The sequence below is a fragment of the Agrobacterium sp. 22-210-1 genome, assembly GCF_053522525.1.
On sequence record NZ_JBNWCI010000001.1, the window covers coordinates 2,286,078 to 2,307,031 of the forward strand.

Annotated in this window: 23 protein-coding genes; 12 read left to right on the forward strand and 11 right to left on the reverse strand. The window is 59.3% G+C overall.

Translation table 11 applies throughout. From position 1 onward, the window contains the following. Positions 1 to 9: 9 nt before the first annotated feature. From rnpA to yihA, 3 genes are read left to right on the forward strand one after another with little or no spacing between them, the layout of a single operon-like run. Positions 10 to 393: a ribonuclease P protein component gene (rnpA, locus tag ACQZ5F_RS11460; RefSeq protein ID WP_046799366.1), complete on the forward strand. Its 384-nt coding sequence runs from the start codon at positions 10 to 12 to the stop codon at positions 391 to 393. Further along, on the forward strand, positions 393 to 2,192 hold the full coding sequence (yidC, locus tag ACQZ5F_RS11465) for a membrane protein insertase YidC (protein WP_052820272.1): 1,800 nt from the start codon (positions 393 to 395) through the stop codon (positions 2,190 to 2,192). The genes rnpA and yidC overlap by 1 nt, the downstream gene beginning before the upstream one ends. Next, entirely contained in the window at positions 2,189 to 2,842 is a 654-nt protein-coding gene (yihA, locus tag ACQZ5F_RS11470) for a ribosome biogenesis GTP-binding protein YihA/YsxC (RefSeq protein ID WP_448730464.1), read from the forward strand. Before yidC ends, yihA begins: the two co-directional genes overlap by 4 nt. A 19-nt stretch (positions 2,843 to 2,861) precedes the next feature. Here the strand turns inward: yihA and ACQZ5F_RS11475 are convergent, their stop codons facing one another. Then, complete coding sequence (locus ACQZ5F_RS11475) at positions 2,862 to 3,239, reverse strand: hypothetical protein (RefSeq protein ID WP_052820273.1); 378 nt, start codon at positions 3,237 to 3,239, stop codon at positions 2,862 to 2,864. 357 nt (positions 3,240 to 3,596) lie between these two features. Here ACQZ5F_RS11475 and argB point away from each other — a divergent pair, with 357 nt between their 5' ends. Next, complete coding sequence (gene argB, locus ACQZ5F_RS11480) at positions 3,597 to 4,481, forward strand: acetylglutamate kinase (RefSeq protein WP_046799362.1); 885 nt, start codon at positions 3,597 to 3,599, stop codon at positions 4,479 to 4,481. 48 nt (positions 4,482 to 4,529) lie between these two features. Here argB and ACQZ5F_RS11485 read toward each other — a convergent pair whose 3' ends face one another. Continuing rightward, a complete protein-coding gene (locus ACQZ5F_RS11485; RefSeq protein ID WP_448730463.1) occupies positions 4,530 to 5,447 on the reverse strand; it encodes an EamA family transporter in 918 nt (305 codons plus the stop codon). 105 nt (positions 5,448 to 5,552) lie between these two features. Between ACQZ5F_RS11485 and ACQZ5F_RS11490 the strand changes: the two genes are divergently transcribed. Together ACQZ5F_RS11490 and ACQZ5F_RS11495 are read left to right on the forward strand one after the other, a co-directional pair. Next, positions 5,553 to 6,266, forward strand: a complete 714-nt coding sequence (locus tag ACQZ5F_RS11490) for a pyrimidine 5'-nucleotidase (protein WP_046799360.1) — start codon at positions 5,553 to 5,555, stop codon at positions 6,264 to 6,266. 117 nt (positions 6,267 to 6,383) lie between these two features. Next, positions 6,384 to 6,980 carry an EF-hand domain-containing protein gene (locus ACQZ5F_RS11495; protein ID WP_225339519.1) on the forward strand — a complete coding sequence of 199 codons (597 nt, stop codon included), beginning with the start codon at positions 6,384 to 6,386 and terminating at the stop codon, positions 6,978 to 6,980. A gap of 41 nt (positions 6,981 to 7,021) precedes the next feature. Here ACQZ5F_RS11495 and ACQZ5F_RS11500 read toward each other — a convergent pair whose 3' ends face one another. Beyond that, positions 7,022 to 7,279 carry a BQ00720 family protein gene (locus ACQZ5F_RS11500; RefSeq protein ID WP_003493591.1) on the reverse strand — a complete coding sequence of 86 codons (258 nt, stop codon included), beginning with the start codon at positions 7,277 to 7,279 and terminating at the stop codon, positions 7,022 to 7,024. Between the two features lie 56 nt (positions 7,280 to 7,335). Then, positions 7,336 to 7,761 (reverse strand): Hsp20 family protein, encoded by a 426-nt coding sequence (locus tag ACQZ5F_RS11505; protein WP_046799358.1) that lies wholly within the window; start codon positions 7,759 to 7,761, stop codon positions 7,336 to 7,338. Positions 7,762 to 7,967: 206 nt separating this feature from the next. Between ACQZ5F_RS11505 and ACQZ5F_RS11510 the strand changes: the two genes are divergently transcribed. Next, positions 7,968 to 8,912 (forward strand): nucleoside hydrolase, encoded by a 945-nt coding sequence (locus ACQZ5F_RS11510; RefSeq protein WP_046799457.1) that lies wholly within the window; start codon positions 7,968 to 7,970, stop codon positions 8,910 to 8,912. Between the two features lie 72 nt (positions 8,913 to 8,984). Here ACQZ5F_RS11510 and ACQZ5F_RS11515 read toward each other — a convergent pair whose 3' ends face one another. After that, a complete protein-coding gene (locus ACQZ5F_RS11515) occupies positions 8,985 to 11,318 on the reverse strand; it encodes a methyl-accepting chemotaxis protein (protein WP_225245111.1) in 2,334 nt (777 codons plus the stop codon). A 165-nt stretch (positions 11,319 to 11,483) separates the two neighbouring features. Then, positions 11,484 to 12,350 carry an LOG family protein gene (locus ACQZ5F_RS11520; RefSeq protein ID WP_432704570.1) on the reverse strand — a complete coding sequence of 289 codons (867 nt, stop codon included), beginning with the start codon at positions 12,348 to 12,350 and terminating at the stop codon, positions 11,484 to 11,486. Positions 12,351 to 12,487: 137 nt separating this feature from the next. Between ACQZ5F_RS11520 and dapD the strand changes: the two genes are divergently transcribed. Genes dapD through ACQZ5F_RS11535 form a run of 3 tightly spaced genes read left to right on the forward strand, consistent with a single transcriptional unit; the run spans position 12,488 to position 15,133 of the window. Beyond that, positions 12,488 to 13,342, forward strand: a complete 855-nt coding sequence (gene dapD / locus ACQZ5F_RS11525) for a 2,3,4,5-tetrahydropyridine-2,6-dicarboxylate N-succinyltransferase (RefSeq protein ID WP_046799357.1) — start codon at positions 12,488 to 12,490, stop codon at positions 13,340 to 13,342. Between the two features lie 14 nt (positions 13,343 to 13,356). Continuing rightward, complete coding sequence (dapE, locus tag ACQZ5F_RS11530; protein ID WP_225339521.1) at positions 13,357 to 14,553, forward strand: succinyl-diaminopimelate desuccinylase; 1,197 nt, start codon at positions 13,357 to 13,359, stop codon at positions 14,551 to 14,553. Then, positions 14,537 to 15,133: a hypothetical protein gene (locus ACQZ5F_RS11535; RefSeq protein WP_225339522.1), complete on the forward strand. Its 597-nt coding sequence runs from the start codon at positions 14,537 to 14,539 to the stop codon at positions 15,131 to 15,133. The genes dapE and ACQZ5F_RS11535 overlap by 17 nt, the downstream gene beginning before the upstream one ends. 15 nt (positions 15,134 to 15,148) lie before the next feature. Here ACQZ5F_RS11535 and arsC read toward each other — a convergent pair whose 3' ends face one another. From arsC to def, 4 genes are read right to left on the reverse strand one after another with little or no spacing between them, the layout of a single operon-like run. Beyond that, a complete protein-coding gene (gene arsC / locus ACQZ5F_RS11540) occupies positions 15,149 to 15,556 on the reverse strand; it encodes an arsenate reductase (glutaredoxin) (RefSeq protein ID WP_052820279.1) in 408 nt (135 codons plus the stop codon). After that, a complete protein-coding gene (truA, locus tag ACQZ5F_RS11545) occupies positions 15,534 to 16,340 on the reverse strand; it encodes a tRNA pseudouridine(38-40) synthase TruA (protein ID WP_137083344.1) in 807 nt (268 codons plus the stop codon). The genes arsC and truA overlap by 23 nt, the downstream gene beginning before the upstream one ends. After that, positions 16,340 to 17,275 carry a methionyl-tRNA formyltransferase gene (gene fmt / locus ACQZ5F_RS11550; protein ID WP_225339523.1) on the reverse strand — a complete coding sequence of 312 codons (936 nt, stop codon included), beginning with the start codon at positions 17,273 to 17,275 and terminating at the stop codon, positions 16,340 to 16,342. The genes truA and fmt overlap by 1 nt, the downstream gene beginning before the upstream one ends. A gap of 50 nt (positions 17,276 to 17,325) precedes the next feature. Next, positions 17,326 to 17,838: a peptide deformylase gene (gene def / locus ACQZ5F_RS11555; protein WP_137083340.1), complete on the reverse strand. Its 513-nt coding sequence runs from the start codon at positions 17,836 to 17,838 to the stop codon at positions 17,326 to 17,328. A 149-nt stretch (positions 17,839 to 17,987) separates the two neighbouring features. Here def and ACQZ5F_RS11560 point away from each other — a divergent pair, with 149 nt between their 5' ends. Together ACQZ5F_RS11560 and ACQZ5F_RS11565 are read left to right on the forward strand one after the other, a co-directional pair. Then, complete coding sequence (locus tag ACQZ5F_RS11560; RefSeq protein WP_448730462.1) at positions 17,988 to 19,181, forward strand: DNA recombination protein RmuC; 1,194 nt, start codon at positions 17,988 to 17,990, stop codon at positions 19,179 to 19,181. Between the two features lie 53 nt (positions 19,182 to 19,234). Further along, complete coding sequence (locus tag ACQZ5F_RS11565; RefSeq protein WP_448730461.1) at positions 19,235 to 20,134, forward strand: ribokinase; 900 nt, start codon at positions 19,235 to 19,237, stop codon at positions 20,132 to 20,134. Positions 20,135 to 20,146: 12 nt separating this feature from the next. On the opposite strand, the gene trmB is transcribed toward ACQZ5F_RS11565, so the two are convergent. Then, entirely contained in the window at positions 20,147 to 20,845 is a 699-nt protein-coding gene (trmB, locus tag ACQZ5F_RS11570) for a tRNA (guanosine(46)-N7)-methyltransferase TrmB (RefSeq protein ID WP_046799349.1), read from the reverse strand. Positions 20,846 to 20,954 lie beyond the last annotated feature (109 nt).

Here is a 20,954-nt window from a genome sequence, read left to right on the forward strand (position 1 = left end):
CGCGGGCACATGAGCGAGACTAAAAAACACCCCGGCCGGCTTAAAAACCGGTCGGAGTTTCTTGCCGTTCAGGCAGGGGAAAAACGACGGGGAGGCACCTTTCTTCTGGAAGTGCTTGATCGGAAGACCCCGGAAACCGAACCACGGGTCGGTTTTACCGTAACAAAAAAACAAGGCAACGCGGTCGAGCGAAATCGCATGCGCCGCCGTCTCAAGGAAGCCGTCAGGCTTTCTGCCGGGGTCGCAATGAAGCCCGGTCATGACTATGTGATTGTCGCCCGCAGGGACGTGCTCAGTACGGCCTTCCCGAAACTTCAGTCTCTCCTTACCGAGCGCATTGAAGGAACGGCGAAACCGAAACGGTCCCAGGAGACCCGCTCCAGGAAAGAATGATGGAAAAGAACCGCAATTACTTCATCGCGATAGCCCTTTCGGTTGTCATCGTCCTCGCCTGGCAATTCCTTTACATGAATCCGCGCATCGAGCAGCAGCGCCGCGCCGAAGAGGCCCGCCAGGCGCAGCAGCAGACGACGCAGCAACAGCCGGCACCCGGTGCCGCACCCGGCGCAACCGTAGAAGGCGCACCGCCCGCATCCTCCACGCAGGCCGCCGCCACGGCGACCCGGGAAGAAGCGATCGCCAAGACCCAGCGCGTCGCCATCGACACCAACGCCATCGCCGGTTCGATCAACCTGACCGGCGCCCGTTTCGATGACATCCGGCTCAAGGGCTACCATGAGACCGTCGATGACTCGAGCCCGATCATCACACTGTTTTCGCCCTCCGATACCAAGGACGGCTACTTCACCGAGCTTGGTTACGTCGGCGCTGCGGAAGTCGGCGGCGTTCCCGGCCCGACGACGGTCTGGACGCTTGCGAGCGGCGACAAGCTGACGGAAACCACACCCGTCACGCTCACCTATACCAACGAAAAGGGCGTCGTTTTCTCCCGTACGGTGTCGATCGACCCACATTACATGATCTCGGTCGCCGACAAGGTCGAGAACCCCGGTCAGGCGGCTATTTCCTTTGCCACCTACGGCCGCGTGACGCGCAACAACAAACCGGCGATCCCGCCCGTCTTCGTTATCCATGAAGGCTTTCTCGGTGTCTCCGGCAAAGACGGCAGCCTGACGGAAGAGAAATACAAGGACGTTGAAGAGGCGCCGGTAACGGTTGCCAAGGCGACCGGCGGCTGGCTCGGCATCACCGACAAATACTGGGCCGCGGCCATCGTTCCGCCGCAGACGACGCCGTTTGAAACCCGCTATTCGCACATTACGGGCAATCAGCCGAGCTATCAGGCCGATTTCAAGAGCGACACGATGACGGTCGAACCCGGCCAGTCCATCGAGCTGAAGAGCCTTGTCTTCGCCGGCGCCAAGGAAGTGCCGCTGGTCGACCGTTATGAAACCGAATATTCCATTCCGAAGTTCGACCTTCTGATCGACTGGGGCTGGTTCTACTTCATCACCAAGCCGATGTTCAAAATGATGGATTTCTTCTTCCGTTATTTCGGCAATTTCGGCGTGGCGATCCTGCTCACCACCATCGTCGTCAAGGCGCTCTTCTTCCCGCTGGCCAGCAAGCAATATGCTTCCATGGCGAACATGAAGCGCGTACAGCCGAAGATGGAAGAGCTGAAGGCCAAGCATGGCGATGACCGCATGGCCATGCAGCAGGCGATGATGCAGCTCTACAAGGAAGAGAAGATCAACCCTGTGGCCGGCTGCTGGCCGATGCTGTTGCAGATCCCGGTGTTCTTCGCGCTCTACAAGGTCATCTACGTCACCATCGAAATGCGGCATGCACCGTTCTTCGGCTGGATCCATGACCTTTCCGCGCCCGACCCGACGTCGCTGTTCAACCTGTTCGGCCTTCTGCCCTACGACGTGCCGCACTTCCTGATGATCGGCGTCTGGCCGTTGATCATGGGCATCACGATGTTCCTGCAGATGCGCATGAACCCGACGCCGCCCGATCCGACACAGGCGATGATCTTCACCTGGATGCCGCTGATCTTCACCTTCATGCTGGCTTCCTTCCCGGCTGGTCTGGTCATCTACTGGGCGTGGAACAACACGCTGTCGATCTCCCAGCAGGCCCTCATCATGAAGCGTCACGGCGCCAAGATCGAACTGTTCGATAATCTCAAAGGGCTGTTCAAGCGAAAGCCGGTGCAATCGAAATGAGTGAAACCGGCCCGGCAATCGAAAAGCCCCTTTTCGGGCGACCCTGGATATTCATTCGCGGCGTTCCCGCGATGAAATTCCTGCCGCCCGAAGGTCCGCCGGAGATTGCTTTTGCCGGACGTTCGAATGTTGGCAAGTCCTCACTCATCAATGCATTGGTGGGCCACAAGGGACTTGCCCGCACCTCCAACACGCCCGGCCGCACGCAGGAACTGAACTATTTCGTTCCGGAAGGTTATTCCGGCGAGCCGGGCGACCTGCCGCCGATGGCGCTGGTTGACATGCCCGGTTATGGCTATGCGCAGGCACCAAAGGACCATGTCGATGCCTGGACGAAGCTCGTCTTCGATTATCTGCGTGGCCGCGCAACGCTGAAGCGCGTTTACGTGCTGATCGATTCCCGCCATGGCATTAAGAAGAACGACGAAGAGGTACTGAGCCTGCTCGACAAGGCGGCTGTTTCTTATCAGGTCGTGCTGACGAAGACGGACAAGATCAAGGACGTCGGTGTTCCCCGACTGATCGGCGAGACGCTGGAGAAAATCCGCAAGCGCCCCGCTGCCTATCCTGAAGTTCTCGCCACGTCGTCGGAAAAATCCTTCGGGCTGGACAGCCTGCGCGCCGAGATCGTCAGAACCGTCACGCTGTAAGAGGCTTCCGCCCTTATCCTCAGGCGATGGTAAAAAGCAGAACGGCGGTCCACAGCATCGCCGTCAATGCCAGAAGCCGCCAGAAACGCACCGAATGCCAGACCTCCAAAAGCATGGCGGCGAACATGCTGCCATTGCGCAGAGGCTGGCTTTTGAAAGGCAGGCCTGATCGGGTTGGATCCCTTTCAAGCAGCGCAGCGACCGTCGCCTTTTCCCGATACTCGGTTTCCGCCAGATTATCCCGCCAGCGCCTGACCATGGCGGCGAACTGGCGGTCGCGTTTGACGCGTTTGGCAAGCTCCGCCATGCTTTCCGGCGGCAGGGCACCCAGCACATATTCGCCTGCGAGCACTTCGTCCCGCAAACCGCTTTGCTTGTCTCGATCCTGTGCCGTCATAGGTCTTCAAACTCCTCGGTCGTCCGGGCAGCATCGTTTCACGATGCGCGACACGTCCCTGTCGCCCTGCTGAATAACCCCTCCCCTGCTGCGAACAAGGCTGGTCCGATTGGTGCTTTATGTCAATCTTATTACGCGTTTTGCGCCGCTCAAAAACGGAATTTTACCAGGGGCAGACACAATAAGGCCCGGAGGTTATTTCATTCGTCAAAAGCAGACATCCGCCTGTCCCTGCAAACGTGCCGGCATGTCCAATCCATGCATCCTGCACTGCAAAAATCGATTCCGATTTCTGCACCGATGCTGTAGAGCGATGAAAGGCTCTTTTGGGCCGCAACCACAGACCGAGGTTTTTCCATGACTTCTTCCGAAAGCGAAACTCAGGCGCGGCTGCTTGCACAGGCTCTGCCCTTCATGCAGAAATATGAGAACAAGACCATCGTCGTAAAATATGGTGGTCACGCCATGGGGGATTCGACACTCGGCAAGGCTTTCGCGGAAGATATCGCCCTGTTGAAGCAGTCCGGCATCAACCCCATCGTCGTGCATGGCGGCGGCCCGCAGATCGGCGCGATGCTGACGAAGATGGGTATCGAATCGAAATTCGAGGGCGGCCTTCGCGTCACCGACGCCAAGACGGTCGAGATCGTCGAGATGGTTCTGGCCGGTTCGATCAACAAGGAAATCGTCGCGCTCATCAACCAGACGGGCGAATGGGCGATCGGCCTTTGTGGCAAGGACGGCAACATGGTCTTCGCCGAAAAGGCGAAAAAGACCGTCGTCGATCCCGATAGCAATATCGAGCGTGTTCTCGATCTTGGTTTTGTCGGTGAAGTCGTGGAAGTCGACCGAACACTGCTCGATCTGCTCGCCAAGTCCGAGATGATCCCGGTCATCGCCCCCGTCGCTCCCGGCCGCGATGGCGCCACCTACAACATCAACGCCGACACCTTTGCAGGTGCCATTGCCGGCGCGCTCAATGCGACGCGGCTTTTGTTCCTGACCGACGTGCCGGGTGTTCTTGACCGCAACAAGGAACTCATCAAGGAATTGACGGTTTCCCAGGCACGCGCGCTCATCAAGGATGGCACGATTTCCGGCGGCATGATTCCGAAAGTCGAGACCTGCATCGAGGCCATCAAGGCCGGCGTGCAGGGCGTGGTGATCCTCAACGGCAAGACCCCGCATTCCGTGCTTCTGGAAATATTTACGGAAGGTGCCGGCACGCTGATCGTGCCCTGATGCGATTTAATGTGGCGGACGGCCAGCCTGTCCGCCACAGACGACGTTTCAGCCGAACACCAGAAGCGACAACACCCCGACGACAATTAACAGGCAGCCGGAAAGTTCGAGCCTGTTGATCTTCTCCTTGAAGAACAGCACGGTCGAGGCGAAGGCAAAAAGCATCTCCACCTGCGCCAGCGCCTTGACCACGGCGGCCTGCTGCAAGGTCATCGCGGTGAACCAGCCGAAAGACGCCGTGGCACCCACGAAACCGACAGCAAGCGACGGTTTCCACGCCTTTGCAATGCGCCCCAACTCGTCCCTCTGCCGCCAAACGATCCACAAGAACATCGACACTGTCTGCATCACGATGACGATGACGAGGGTATAGCCCGCCTGAACCACCGCATCCGGCGTCGGCAGGCTGGGCGCGAGCGCCAGTGACGCCGAACGATAGGCAACCGATGACAGGCCGAAAAATGCACCCGAAGCGAGCCCGATACCGGCGGTACGGCTGAAGATGGAGGTGAGAATGGAAGCAGGCGTCACTTCCGTACGGGCCACCGAAATCAGCATGACTCCGGCGACAGAAACAGCAATGGCCGCCAGTGTCCCGCCATTGATACTTTCACCGATAAAAACAAGCGCGAACAGCGCAGCCTGCGCCGGCTCGGTGCGGGAATAGGCCGTGCCGACCGCGAAGTTGCGGAAGGAAAACAGGTGTACCAGCAGGAAAGTTGCGGCGATCTGCGCCATGGCCCCGACCGTCGCCCACACGGCGAAAGACATGTTCGGCACCGGCAGCGGCCGGCCTAGCCCAAAATGCAGAAAGGCGAGATAGGCAAGAGCAAAGGGCATTCCGAACACGAAGCGCACAAAGGTTGCGCCCGTGGTGCCCATCATGCCCTTGAGGTGCTTTTGCAGGGTCGAGCGCAGGTTCTGCAAGAACGCGCTTGCAAAGGTTATGCCTATCCAGAGTTCCATGGTTTGGCGGTATCATGCGCTGCAGGCCCCAGCCAAGCCCGATTTTCTCGCCAATCGTCGTCTTTTCGATTTTCTTCAGCATTCGAAACGGGCATAAAGCAGGCCATGGACACAAAGCCGAAAAACCTGCCGGATGCCGCCGATTTCGCCCATGTGAGCGAATGGGTCTTCGATCTCGACAACACACTCTATCCGCATCACGTCAATCTGTTTTCACAGATCGACCGCAACATGACGGCCTATGTGGCGGAGCTTTTAAAGCTCGATCCCGAAGAGGCCCGTGTGCTGCAGAAGCGTTATTACCATGATCATGGCACCACGCTTCAGGGGCTGATGATCAATTACGGCATCAGCCCGGACGAGTTTCTGGAACGCGCCCATGCCATCGATTATTCGGCGCTGAAACCCCATCCGGAACTCGGCGAGGCGATCAAGGCGCTGCCGGGCCGCAAGTTCATACTGACCAATGGCAGCGTCAAGCATGCGCAGGCGGCCGCCGGCGCTCTCGGCATTCTCGACCAGTTCGAGGATATTTTCGATATCGTCGCTGCCGGTTATCTGCCGAAGCCGGCCAGCGCGACCTATGAGAAATTCGCAGCACTTGCGAAACTCGACACGAAAAAAGCAGCCATGTTTGAAGACCTGCCGCGCAATCTTGCGGCCCCCAAGGCGCTCGGCATGAAAACCGTGCTGCTCGTTCCCTCCAATCTTGAGGGTGTCATCATGGAGCGCTGGGAAATTCCCGTCGAGACCGATGCGCATATCGACTACATCACCGACAATCTGACCGGCTTCCTGACGCGAACCATCGCCGGCTGAACGCCATAGCCGAGTTACGCCGCAACATTACCGAAGCTTCATCCACCTTACCGATGTTTAAGTGGTGAGGCCCGGTAGAGGTCACTATCTTTTCTTCAGGGACACCAAAGAAAGGTAATGACGATGACCACACGAAAAATCGCCCTCTCTGCTCTTGGCGCAGCCCTTGTGCTCAGCACGGCCGCAACGGCGAGTTTCGCCGCACCCGGCAAAGGCCATAAGGATCGCATGCCGATCCGCCAGGAAGCTGCCTTCATTCACCTCCTGAAGGTTGCCGATACCAATAAGGACGGCAAGATTTCGAAGGAGGAATTCGCCGCACGGCAGGATGCGCTTTTCACCGAGATCGACAAGGATAAGGACGGTTCGATCACGCCGAAGGAAATGCGCGAATATCGCCAGGCGAAAATGGAAGCTTTCCGCGCCGCCAATCCGCGCCCCGAGCGTGAGGACGCCAAAGCCGAAGAGGGCAAAGGCCCCGAGGGCAAGCGCGCCGAACGCGAACATGGCGGACGTCCTGGTCATCAGGGCTGGGGCAAGCATGGTGGCAAGGGTGCGGGCCTGGGGATGATCCGCTGGGCCGATACCGACGAGAACGGTCAGGTCAGCAAGGCCGAATTCACCGCAGCCGGCGAGAAAATGTTCGAGCGGCTGGACAAGAACAAGGACGGCGTCATTTCGATCGACGATATGCCGGACCGCCCGTTCCTTTGATCCATCAAGGAAAAAGCCCGCTCAAAAGCGGGCTTTTTTATTCAATGCAGGCTGACGGTCTTGAGATCGTCTTCCGCAGCCTTGAAAAACGTACTTGAGCGGTTGTCGGTCAGGAGGATCGGCGTACCATCCGCACCAAACAGCGCCCAGAGATCCAGTTGCGGATCGAGATCAGGCGCTTCCGGGAAACAGCGGCTTACGTCTTCCGCACGGATCTTGCGGATATATCCCACTTCTCCCTCGCCGATATGGGCGAGCTGGGATCGGGTGAGACGCGCATGCGCTTCTTTTAAAAGCATATTTCAGCCTCCTTCTTCACGCCGAGCGATTCATGTCCGATTCCGGCGTTCACGTTCTACTCTGAGACGGAAATATTAATTTTCTTTACCACGTTCGAAATTTCAGGCCGCACCAGATCGATGGAAAGAAGGCCGTTGCGCATGCGCGCTTCCCTGACCTGCATGCCATCGGCAAGCACGAAGACCCTCTGGAACTGGCGCGCTGCGATGCCTCTATAAAGGAAATCCCGCTTTTCCTGTTCCTGCTGGCGACCGCGAATGACAAGCTGGTTGTCGGCTGTCGTCACATCCAGATCGTCCTGCGAAAACCCGGCAACAGCGATGGTGATGCGCAGGCGCTCCGGCACGTCTTCGGCCCCGGGCAGGCGTTCGATGTTATAGGGAGGATAGCCGTCATTGGCCTTCGCCATGCGCTCCAGCGTTTTTTCCATGGCATCAAAACCCAGCAAAAGCGGGTGGGTGAATGGCGTCATGCGGCTCATATCTTTTCTGTCCTTGCAACCAAGCGACGTTTTGCGGTCCCGCTTCCGGCAACCTTGCCGGTCAATCGTACCGGCTGAAACAATATGGGAAGCCAAACCGCGATGCGCAAGACGCGAGACCGGCGCGAAGGGGGCGCCGAGGAATGAGCTTGACAAGTGAGCATCCGCCGCTCGAAAAAAGCGCTCATCTCAACGGCGGGCAAGACATGGCAGAACGCAGAAAAATCATCATCGACACCGATCCGGGCCAGGACGACGCGGCGGCAATCATGCTCGCTTTCGCAAGCCCTGAAGAAATCGACATTCTCGGATTGTGCGCCGTCGCCGGCAACGTCCCGCTGAAACTGACCAGCCGCAACATCCGCATCATCTGCGAATTGTGCGGCCGCACCGATATTCCCGTCTATGAGGGCGCAGAGAAGCCGCTGGTGCGCAAACCCATCACTGCCGAGCATGTTCACGGCAGCACCGGTCTCGACGGCCCTGTTCTCGATGAGCCGACGATGGAGGCGCAGAAGCAGCATGCGGTCGATTTCATCATCGAAACGCTGATGCGAGAGCCCGCGGGCACGGTGACACTCTGCACGCTCGGCGCGCTCACCAATGTAGCGCTGGCGCTCCTGAAAGCGCCTGAGATCGCCGACCGCATCAAGGAACTGGTGATGATGGGCGGTGGCTTCTTCGAGGGCGGCAACATCACGCCCGCGGCCGAATTCAACATCTATGTCGATCCGCAGGCTGCCGATATCGTCTTCCGTGCCGGCATTCCTGTTGTCATGATGCCGCTGGACGTCACCCATAAGCTCCTGACCACCAAGGCGCGGGTCAGCCGTATTCGCGACATCGGCACGCGCCCGGCCATCGCCATGGCGGAAATGCTGGAATTCTTCGAACGTTTCGACATCGAGAAATACGGTTCGGACGGCGGCCCGCTGCACGATCCGTCCGTCATTGCCTATCTCATCAGACCCGAGCTGTTTCAGGGTCGCGAGTGTAACGTCGAAATCGAGGCCACTTCCGAACTGACCATGGGCATGACGGTGGTTGACTGGTGGCACGTGACCGAACGCGCCGCCAATGCCCGTGTCATGCGCACTGTGGATGCGGACGGGTTCTTCGAATTGCTGACGGAACGTTTTGCCCGGCTCTGACCGGAACGAAGACATGAAAAAGGCCGCTGGCGATATGCCGGCGGCCCTTTTTATTTGAAGCGGGGAAACCCGTCAGAATTCCGTCCAGTCATCCTGCGCCAGTGCGTTTGCACCGCTGGTTCTTGGGCGGGGGCGCGATGCTGTCGAGCGGGCTGGGGCTGCGGCCGGAGCCGAAGGTGCACGCATTGCAGCAGCCGCGGAGCGCAATTGCTGGCTGGGTTGGCCACCGGACACGGCGAAACCGGCGACAAGCGATTTCAGCGTTTCGGCCTCGCCGTTCAGCGTCACGCTGGCCGCCGTGGTTTCTTCCACCATCGCCGCATTCTGCTGGGTGACCTGATCCATCTGGGTAACGGCAGAATTGATTTCCTTGAGACCTACCGCCTGTTCGCTGGCGGAAGCGGAAATCTGCCGTATCAGCTGGTTGATCTGCAAAACCTGATCGGCGATGTTCTTCATCGTCTCGCCGGCCTTGCCCACCAGCTGGACGCCCTCGCCCACCTGGGTGGCCGAGGTGTTGATCAGTCCCTTGATCTCCTTGGCAGCGGTTGCAGACCGTTGCGCCAGTTCGCGCACTTCCTGTGCAACGACCGCGAAGCCCTTGCCGGCATCACCCGCGCGGGCCGCTTCCACACCGGCATTCAGCGCCAGAAGATTGGTCTGGAAGGCGATCTCATCAATCACGCCGATGATGCGAGAAATTTCCGCCGAGGATTGCGCAATGCCCTGCATGGAGTTAACGGCCTGCTGCACGACCTCGCCCGACTTGCCGGCGTCATCGCAGGCATGGCTGACGGCACCAGCGGCCTGCGCGGCATTTTCCGCGCTCGAATTAACCTGTGCGGTCAGCTGGTTGAGGGCGGCCGCGGTTTCTTCCAGACTTGCGGCCTGCTGTTCGGTACGGTGCGAAAGATCACTGGCGGCGCGGGTGATCTCACCGGTGCCATTACCGATGGTGACAACCGTCGCATTGACGGTGGAGACGGTTTCCTCGAGGCTTGCGAGCGCCGAGTTGAAATCACTGCGTAGCTTCGCATAGTCGCCCGGGAACTCATCCTCGATCCGGTAGGTCAGATTGCCCTGCGAAAGCGCGTTGAGCCCGGAGCCAAGCACGCTGACGATGTGTTGCTGCATGCGGCTGTTTTCCGTGCGCTCGGATTCCGACCGCTGACGCGCCGTTTCCGCATTGCCACGCTGGACAGCCGCATCCGCCTCCATTTCACGAATGCCGGCGAGTTTTGCGCGGAAGCCTTCCAGCGCGGTGGCCACAGCCCCCGTTTCATCCCGGCGGTCCTGCCCGGACACCGGCTCATCGTAACGGCCTTCGCTAAGCGTCCGCACATCCGAGACCAACGAGGCGAGCGGGTTGCCGACGAAATGACGCACGGCGAAATAAAGCGCGGTGATGACTGCGGCGAGAATGACGAGCGCACCGATGATCATCATATAGGTCTGCTCTTCCACCGGCGCGTTCAGCGCCTGGTGCGGAATATCCACCAGAACCACCCAGGTGGCATTGAGGCCGGGAACCGCAAAGGGATAGACGAGGCGGTTATAGGGCGCGTCGGTATCGAGGCCGAGGTTTTCGATCAGGCCCTGCTTGCCGGAAGCGAGCGCCGCTTGAACGGCGCTGGCGCCGTCTCCGTCATAGGCCTTCATGTTCTGCTCAGGCGTCGGCGGCACCAGCCATTGGCCGCCCTGCGAAACGAGCGTCACGCGGCCGGTCTCGAAAGGACGCAGCGCCTGCAGCTTCTGCGACAGCGAGGCCAGCGAAATATCGACGCCGGCAACGCCAATCATCTTGCCGTCCGACATGACGGGATAGGCAAGCGAGGTCATGGTGGTGGGCACTTCCGTACCCTGCGCCAGATATGGCTGGGTGATGGCGCCCTTGCCCGTCTTGGCGGCGAGCGCCCACCATTCAGCGGCGTAGTCATTATCGAAAGTCGAGAACTGGATGTCACCCTTCTGGGTCTTCGACCAATAGGGGGCGAAGACGCCATTTTTATTGGTGCCGAGATCGAGCCTGTCGGCAATCTCCGTGCTCTGTCCGTCGAAAAGGCCGAGCTGCTCGCAGAACCAGCTTCCGAAAGCGAAAGCATTCTGCTCGACATTGGCCTTGAGGATGTTGACGATGCCAGGACGATCCATCGATTTCGCCTGATGCGCACGGCCGATGACACCGGCCATGGAACGCGCGGCGCTGCCGAGTTCGCCGACGTCCGCGGCGATGACGTTGGCGATGGCGCGCGCCTCGGTATTGGCCTGATCCATGGTCAGCGCGTGGACACGGTCGCTGGTCTGGGAAATGAGGAAGGAATTCGATGCGACAAGAACCGTGGTGATGGCACAGCCGGTCACGAGGATAAGCTTGGTCGCAAGCGACTTCACTTTGAAATTGAACATTTTGGCCTCGATCAAATCGTCTGCCGGGAGGCTGACGTCAACGGATGATAAATCTCCGTCATGGAGGCCCGTCCGCATGGACAGTGCGCTGCAGCGCGACGAGGCAAAATTAGAGTATGTTTGCTAATTAAGCCCTAAAATTTACTTCGTCGCGCCAAGCAAAAATCAGTGTTCGTAATAGGCCGAGATGATGTCCCATGCATCGTCAGCCGTTTCGGCGAAATGAAGCAATTCCATATCTTCCGGGGCGATAGTGCCGAAATCCGCCAGGAATTCGAAATTGACCACCGAGCGCCAGAATTTCTCGCCGAACAGGATGAGCGGAATGGGTGCCATGCGCTTGGTCTGGATAAGCGTCAGCGTCTCGAAGAGCTCATCGAGCGTACCGAAACCACCGGGGAAGATCACCACGGCCTTCGCCCGCATCAGGAAATGCATCTTGCGGATGGCGAAATAGTGGAAATTGAAGCTCAATTCCGGCGTGACATAGGGGTTGGGCGCCTGTTCATGCGGTAGAACGATGTTGAGACCGATCGACGGGCCGCCCACATCGGCAGCACCACGATTACCCGCTTCCATCACGCCGGGACCGCCGCCAGTGACCACGACATATTCGAGATGATCGGATTTCGCGGCATAATCGGTGCATAGCCGGGCGAACTTGCGCGCCTCATCGTAATAGACCGAGGATTGCTCCAGGTTGCGCTTCTGCGTCTCGTTACGCGCCGCCCAGGCCTCGCCACCGGGTTCGGGAATGCGGGCGCCGCCGAACATGACGACGGTGGATTTGATGCCGCGCTCGGTGAGCGCCATTTCCGTCTTCAGAAGTTCCAATTGAAGCCTGACGGGACGCAATTCCTCACGGCAGAGGAAATCCATGTCCACATAGGCAAGCCGGTAGGACGGGGAATCCGATTGCGGTGTCTTGGGAACGACCTCGGCCTGCTGCTTGTCCACAGAGCTGCGCTTCAAAGGGTCCCATACCCCATCCTTACGCCGCAATTTGCCATTTTTCAGTCGTGTCATTTCCATGCCTTTCGTCTGACGCGCCAAATCACCCAAATCACATTGACGCCTTTCCAACACTCCCTTAGATCAAATGGCCAAAGCCTTCCAGCGGCGCGGGACCAGCCGTGACCACGACCACACGCGACTTTAAGGAATTTTCCATGAGCCTTACGGATCTCACCTCCCTCGAAACCATCATCGAAACCGCCTTCGACAACCGCGATGGCGTGAACGTATCGACGAAGGGCGAGGTTCGCGATGCGGTGAACACATCTCTTCAACTTCTCGATAGCGGCAAGGCGCGCGTGGCTGAAAAGCAGGCGGATGGCAACTGGAAGGTGAACCAGTGGCTGAAAAAGGCCGTGCTCCTCTCCTTCCGCCTGAACGACATGGAGATCGTGACCGGTGGACCGGGTGAATCCACCTGGTGGGACAAGGTGCCTTCGAAATTCGAAAACTGGGGTGAAAACCAGTTCCGTGCCGCCGGTTTCCGCGCCGTGCCGAACGCCGTCGTGCGACGCTCCGCCTATGTCGCCAAGAACGTCGTGCTGATGCCCTCCTTCGTCAATCTCGGCGCTTATGTCGATGAAGGCACGATGGTCGATACCTGGGCAACCGTCGGCTCCTGCGCGCAGATCGGCAAGAATGTGCACCTTTCCGGCGGCGTCGGCATTGGCGGCGTTCTGGAGCCGCTTCAGGCCGGCCCGACCATCATCGAGGATAATTGCTTCATCGGTGCCCGCTCGGAAGTCGTCGAAGGCTGCATCGTGCGCGAAGGCGCGGTTCTCGGCATGGGCGTGTTCATCGGCAAGTCGACCAAGATCGTCGATCGCGCCACCGGCGAAATCACCTATGGCGAAGTTCCGCCCTATTCCGTCGTCGTTGCCGGCACCATGCCGGGCAAGCCTTTCCCGAACGGCGAGCCGGGCCCGAGCCTCTATTGCGCCGTCATCGTCAAGCGGGTCGATGAAAAGACCCGCTCCAAGACCGGCATCAACGAGCTTCTGCGCGACTGATAAAAGCGACTGCTATGACCACGACCGATCCCGTTGCAAATCTCGCCGCCCTCATCCGTTGCCCATCGGTGACGCCTGCGGAAGGCGGTGCGCTTTCCCTGCTCGATACCCTGCTTTCGCCGCTTGGCTTTGCGGTTGAGAAGATGGTGGCGCGCGAGGCGGGAACGCCTGATGTGGAAAACCTCTATGCCCGGCTCGGCACGGAGGGTCCGCATCTGATGTTTGCGGGCCATACGGATGTCGTTCCTGTGGGTGACGAAGCCGCGTGGAGCCATCCGCCCTTTTCGGCAGAGATTGCCGGCGGGGAAATGTACGGTCGGGGTGCGGTGGACATGAAGGGCGGTATCGCCTGTTTCGTCGCCGCCATTGCCCGCCACATCGAAAAACATGGCAAACCGCAGGGCTCCGTTTCCTTCCTGATCACCGGCGATGAGGAAGGCCCGTCGATCAACGGCACCTCCAAGCTTCTGGAATGGGCGGCCGGCAAAGGCGAAACATGGGATGCCTGCGTGGTGGGCGAACCGACCAATCCCGACCAGCTGGGCGACATGATCAAGATCGGTCGCCGCGGATCGCTTTCCGGCAGGATCACCGTCCATGGCGTTCAGGGCCATGCCGCCTATCCGCATCTCGCCGACAACCCCATTCGCGGGCTGCTGCAGCTCACCCATGCGCTGATGCACCCGCCATTTGATCACGGCACGGATAATTTCCAGCCATCCAATCTGGAAGTCACGACCGTCGATACCGGCAATGCCGCTACCAATGTCATCCCCGCACGGGCGACGGCGGCCTTCAACATTCGTTTCAACGATACCTGGACAGTGGAAAGCCTGCGGACGGAAATCATCCGCCGTCTGGATGCCGCCGCAGCCGAAGGCGAGCTTCGCCCTGACCGCAGTCCGGTCAAATATGAGATCGTCTGGGCGGACCGACCGGCTCACGTTTTTCTGACGCGCAACAATGCGCTCATCTCGTCGCTCTCAGGCGCGGTTGAGGCCGTTACCGGTCAGGAACCCAAGCTCTCGACCACCGGCGGCACCTCGGATGCCCGCTTCATCAAGGATTATTGCCCGGTGGTGGAGTTCGGTCTCGTCGGACAAACGATGCATATGGTCGATGAGCGCGTGGCGGTTGCCGATCTCGAGACACTGACGCGTATCTACGAAACCTTTATCGAACGCTGGTTCGCCCATGCCGACGGCAAGTGAGATAAGGCTTTATCTGAAGGGCCTGTGGCTGCTGCTGCTCGGCGACCATACCGGTGCGCGCTATCTGGACCTCTCCGAGCGTGGCATGTGGCGCTCCTTCTATTCCGCCCTCTGGTGCCTGCCCGCCATGCTGGTGTCCTGGCTGTGGCTGCGCGCGGCCTTCCTTGCCGGCTATCCGCCGGGCACCGGAACCGGGCTGATCTTCTTTTTCCGTCTGGCAATGGTCGAAGCCATCTGCTGGATCGTGCCGCTGCTGTTGATCGGAATTCTACTCTTCGCTTTCGGCGCACGCGAAAAATTCGCGCCACTGGTCACCACCATGAACTGGCTGTCGCTGCCATTTTCTTACGCCTATGCGGCTCTGATCCTGATCGCGTTCTTCCTGCCGCCCCTGCAGGGGCTGATCGCCATTCTGTGGCTGGCACTGCTCCTGTCGCTGGTCTTCGCTTTTTCGCGGATCGTGCGGTTCTTCATCCGTGACCAGTCGCTGCTCGTCACGGCCATCGTCATGACGCTGCTGGTGCCGGGCATGCTTCTCTCGGAGGCGCTGCAGCGTTTTCTTGGCGTCTACCCCGCCTAGCCTTTGCGAAACGCTTCACGAGCCGGAGCGGACGACCTCTCCGTCTTCCTTCACGAATTCACCTATGTCCGGGTTGGGCAGAATTTCCAGCACGACCTCTGAAGGCCGGCAAAGCCGCACACCCCTGGGCGTCACCACGATCGGGCGGTTGAGCAGGATCGGGTGGGCTTCGATAGCATCCAGCAGCGCATCATCCGGAATGGTCTCATCCTGCAGCCCCAGCTCCGCATAGGGCGTTCCCTTTTCGCGCAGCAGGGCCCTGAGCGGAAGCCCGATGCGTGTGGCAAGATCACGTATCTCTTCTCGTGCAGGCGGCGTTTTCAGATATTCTATCACCACGGGCTCAACACCGGAGGCCCGGATCATCGCAAGCGTGTTGCGCGAAGTTCCACAGGCGGGATTATGATAGATCGTCACCGTCATTGCTCATCTCCATGCGCAGGCGCCTAGGCTCAATTACGTCGGGATAATCGACCTGCATGAAATAAAGACCGTCCGGCGGGGCAACGGGGCCGCAGGCTTTGCGATCCCGCGCCTCCAGTGCCGCACGCACATCCTCCGGCGTCATGGCGCCTTCACCGGCCATTTTCAGCGTACCGGCGAAAGAGCGTATCTGGTTATGCAGGAAACTCTGCGCCGTCGCGCGGATTTCGATGAGGTCGCCGTTGCGCGTCACATCCAGCCGGTCGAGTGTCCGGATCGGGCTGTTCGCCTGACAATGAACCGAGCGAAAGGTCGTGAAATCATGCCGACCGACGAGCATCTGCGCTGCCGCGTGCATAAGCTCATGATCCATGTCTTTCGACACCCACCATGCGCGCTTGTGTTCCAGCGCCAGCCGCGATTTCCGGCAAATGATGCGATAGAGATAATGGCGGCGGGTGGCGGAAAAACGGGCGTCGAAATCTTCCGTTACGGCTGCGACGTCAAGAACCGAGACGGCCTCCTTGGCCATTGCCAGATGGGCGTTCAACGCATTGCGAAGCTTGTAAGGCTGCCAATCGCGAGAAAGATCGGCATGGGCCACCTGCCCGACGGCATGCACGCCGGAGTCCGTACGGCCCGCACCGCGAATGGAAACGTTTTCCCCTGTCAGCGACCGGACCGCAGCTTCCAGCGCGCCTTGAACCGAGGGGCCGTTATCCTGTCTCTGCCAGCCGAAATAGGGTGAACCGTCATATTCGACGGTCATGCGGAAGCGTGGCATCAGCCGAGCCTCGTTGTGACGGGAACGGGGGTGCCGCGAACAAAATCGGCGGCCGACATCGGTTTGCCGCCCGCCTTTTGCAGGCGGGTGAGCCGAACGGCATCGCTGCCGCAGGCGATGGTGAGGGCGTCGTCCAGCACGGTGCCCGCTTCTCCCATGCCGCTCGCCAGCTCAGAGGCCAGAACCTTCACACGCTCCGCCTTGCCGCCAATATCCATTTCCAGCCATGCACCGGGAAAAGGCGAAAGGCCGCGAATATGGTTATGGACATCCTGTGCAGGGCGAGAGAAATCGATGCGGGTCTCACCCTTATCGATCTTTGAAGCGTAAACAACACCCTCTTCGGCCTGTGTGACGAGGGGCAGGTCGTCTGCTTCCAGTCTGTGCATCGCTTGCCGCATCAGCCGCGCGCCTGCGAGCATGAGACTGTCGTGCAATTCGCCGGCGGTCATATTCTCGCCGATCGCGACCTTTGCGGTCAGCGCGACGGGGCCAGTATCGAGCCCCTTTTCCATTTTCATGACCATCATGCCGGTCTCGGCATCGCCGGCCATAATCGCACGCTGGATGGGGGCCGCACCCCGCCAGCGCGGCAGCAAGGAGGCGTGGCCATTATAACAGCCAAGGCGCGTGCCAGTGAGGATCGCTTCAGGCAACAGCAGCCCGTAAGCCACGACGACCGCCACATCTGCGTTGAAGGCCTGAAACTGCTGGCGATCTTCCTCGGCCTTAAAGTTTACGGGCGTCAGCACGGGCAGGCCCAAAAGTTCGGCCGCCTGATGCACGGGAGACTTCTGCAGATCAAGGCCACGACGACCGCCGGGGCGCGGCGGCTGGGTATAAACGGCAACGACCTCGTGACCCGCTTCCACCAATGCACGCAAGGTGGGAACGGAAAAATCCGGCGTGCCCATGAAGATGATGCGAAGAGCCATCGTCGCCCCCTGCCCTTTCTGCTGGTCGGTCTCTGGCTAAAGAGGACGGATCAGACCTTTGCGCGGGCCGCCTTGGTGAATTTCTTGATGACCATGTCGCGCTTCAGTCGCGAAATATGGTCGATGAACAGAACACCGTTCAGGTGGTCGATCTCGTGTTGCAGGCACGTGGCGAGAAGCCCGTCTGCCTCCACGGTCTGCTGCTTGCCGTCACGGCCGACATATTGCACCGTCAAAGAGGCGGGACGCTCGACTTCGGCGTAATAGTCGGGAATGGAGAGGCAGCCTTCCTCATAGGTCGAAATATCGTCCGACACCTTGAGGATTTCCGGGTTGATGAAGACGACTGGGGTCTTTTCCTCGCCCTCACGCGCAACGTCAATCACCAGCATTCGCCGCGCTACGCCGACCTGGATGGCGGCAAGGCCAATGCCCGGCGCATCATACATGGTTTCCAGCATGTCGTCGGCAAGGCGCAGCACTTCGGCATCCACCTGTTCGATGGGTTTCGATTGCTGGCGCAGCACGGGATCGGGCAAAATGATAAGCGGTTTGATAGTCATGGCTTCCCATAACGTATCTCTTGCGCGGAGGAAATAAAAAACACGAGCGGTCAAACCGCGCCGGGCTTCCGCTCTCCCGGACTCATTTCCGCCGCAGGAATGTTCTTGTTTTGATCTTACGAATCACAAGAAATCTGCTAGATTTAATCATGAGCATAGATTTATCCGTTCTCCTCGATCCAGCATTGCGGGCCGGTTCCGTCAATATCAGCTTCGGCGCGCTGCTCGCGGCTCTGGTTTTCGCTCTCGCGATCACATGGCTGGTCACGACGAACCGCGTGAAAAAAGCGGGAGCCGACGGTGAAATTTCCGACCTCCTGAAAACCCAGTCCGAACTGCACGGCCGGATTGCCGCCATGGCGGAGACGCTTGGCACACGCCAGACCGAGATGAGCCAGACGCTTAACCAGCGCCTCGACGGCATGTCGCAACGACTGGGCGAAACGCTCACGGAACAAACCCGGTCGACGCATGAGAATCTGAGCCGTCTTCAGGAGCGCTTGGCGGTCATCGATGCTGCACAGGGCAATATTCAGGATCTGGCCAAAGATGTGGTCGGGCTACAGGCGATCCTTTCCAACAAACAGACGCGTGGGGCCTTCGGACAGGCGCGCATGGAGGCGCTGATCGCCGATGCACTTCCCGCAGGTGCGTTCCAGCTTCAGCCCACACTTTCGAACGGTTACCGGCCGGACTGTACGATCAAGATGCCGAATAACGCGCCGCCGCTTGTCATCGACGCCAAGTTTCCGCTGGAAGCGTGGAACGCACTGAAAGCAGATGAATCGCCTGACGCCAAACGCGCCGCCACCCAGCAGTTCCGGCGCGATATGGAAGTACATATTCGCGATGTGGCCGAAAAGTACCTCATCCGCGGCGAGACGCAGGATACGGCCTTCATCTTTGTGCCGTCGGAATCGATCTTTGCCGATATTCACCAGCATTTCGAATATCTGGTGCAGCGCGCCCATCGGGCTCGCGTCGTCATCGTATCGCCGTCACTTCTAATGCTGTCGGTGCAGGTCATCCAGTCGGTGCTGAAAGATCAGCGCATGCGCGAGCAGGCGCATCTCATTCAAGGCGAAGTGGCGCTGCTTATGGACGATGTGCGGCGGCTGGACGACCGAACACGCAAGCTGCAAGCCCATTTTGGGCTGGCGCAGAAGGACGTCGACATGATGCTGATTTCCTCCGACAAGGTCTTGGCGCGCGGCCAAAAAATTGAGGGCCTCGATTTTTTGCCGACGGAAAAAGAAGCTGCGCATGGGGAAATCGAGCAAGCCCGTCGCTTTGCGGATAACAGAGCCGGTGCGGCCAAATTGCGGGTAGTTGACGACGAGTGATCGTCTCGGGCAAAGTCGCCGTCTTGCTTGAATTTCATACGGACATGCCGCCCATGATTACTGTTTTCGGCTCCATCAACATGGATCTCATCGCCACCGCAAAACGCCTTCCCAAACCCGGTGAAACCGTGACGGGAGAGAGCTTCTCCACCGCGGCGGGCGGAAAGGGAGCCAATCAGGCGCTTGCCGCAAAGCGGGCGGGCGCCACGGTCAAAATGGCGGGCGCTGCGGGCGACGATACGTTTGCCGCACCGGCGCTGACATTGTTGCGTGATGCCGGCACCGACCTCTCGCTCGTCAAGACCGCGCCGGGCCCGACCGGTACGGCGATGATCCTGATCGGTGAAGGCGGAGAGAACATGATCTCGGTCATTCCCGCTGCCAATGGCGAAGTGTCGGCATCCGACGCCGCCAAGGTCGTGACGGAGATGTCGGCGGGCGATATTCTGATGCTGCAGTTCGAAATACCCGCGCCCGCCATCGAAGCGGCGCTGACGGCCGCGAAGGCGAAACGTATCACCACCGTCATCAATACTGCCCCGTTGACCGCCGACGGGCCACGCCTTGCCGGCCTTGCCGATATCGTCATTGCCAATGAAACCGAGTTCGAGCTGCTGATCGGCAAAAACGGGCTTTCCGGTTCGGAACGGGAAAACGAACTCAAGGTCTTACATGAAAAAACCGGCCAGACATTGATCGTCACGCTCGGAGCGGACGGCGTGATCGCCATTCGCAACAGCAAGCTTTACCGGGCGGCCGGTCTGAAGATCGTGCCGGTCGATACGGTTGGCGCAGGCGATACCTTCTGCGGTTATCTCGCCGCCAGCCTCGATCAGGGCATGGATTTCGAAAAGGCGCTGAAGCGTGCAGCCGTCGCAGGTTCGCTCGCCTGCACTCGCGCCGGCGCCCAGCCCTCCATTCCGCTTGCGGCGGAAGTGGATGCGAATATCTGAGACTTCAGCCGCTCAGCGACGAATAAAAGTGAGATAGGCCGAGCTGCGGCCTTCTCTTTTCGCCTTGTTCTCATAACGCGTACCCGGCCAGTTGGCATACGGCGTGCGCCAGTCGTCAGCGGTCGCCGCCGTCCATTCGAAACCACCGTGACGGGCGCAATGCTGCAGCGTCCAGTTAACGTAGGTATCGATATCCGACGCGAAGCAGAACTTGCCGCCGGGTTTCAGCACCCGGTGGAAACGGGCCAGATTGACGTCGGAGACGAAACGGCGCTTCCAGTGCTTTTTCTTCGGCCAGGGATCGGGATAAAGAAGGTCAATGTGATCGATCGAAGCCTCCGGCAGCCAGTCCAGCAATTGCGTCGCATCATCATCGTAAAGACGGATATTCATCAGCTCGCGTTCACGCACTGTTGCGAGCAGCTTGGCCATTGAATTGACGAAGGGCTCGACGCCGATAAAGCCTGTCTCGGGGTTTTCAACCGCGCGATGGGCAAGGTGCTCGCCGCCGCCGAAACCGATCTCCAGACGGACCGATCTTACATCCGCGGGAAAGAGAGCCACCAGATTTTGCGGTGGTGCGCTCTCCAGATCGATTTTCAGCAAAGGCAGCAGATTTTCGATCGTGTCGATTTGCTGGTTGCGCAAAGGCTTGCCCTTGCGTCTGCCAAAAAACGCTTCCGTTGCGCGCGAACGCCGTTCTTCCGTCATGTCATACTCTCAAGAACAAATAGATTTAACCCGCACAGCGCCAGATGAATGGCACTATGCGGGTTACAAAGATGCAGACGGTATCTCTCAATCGCCGTCGAATGACAAG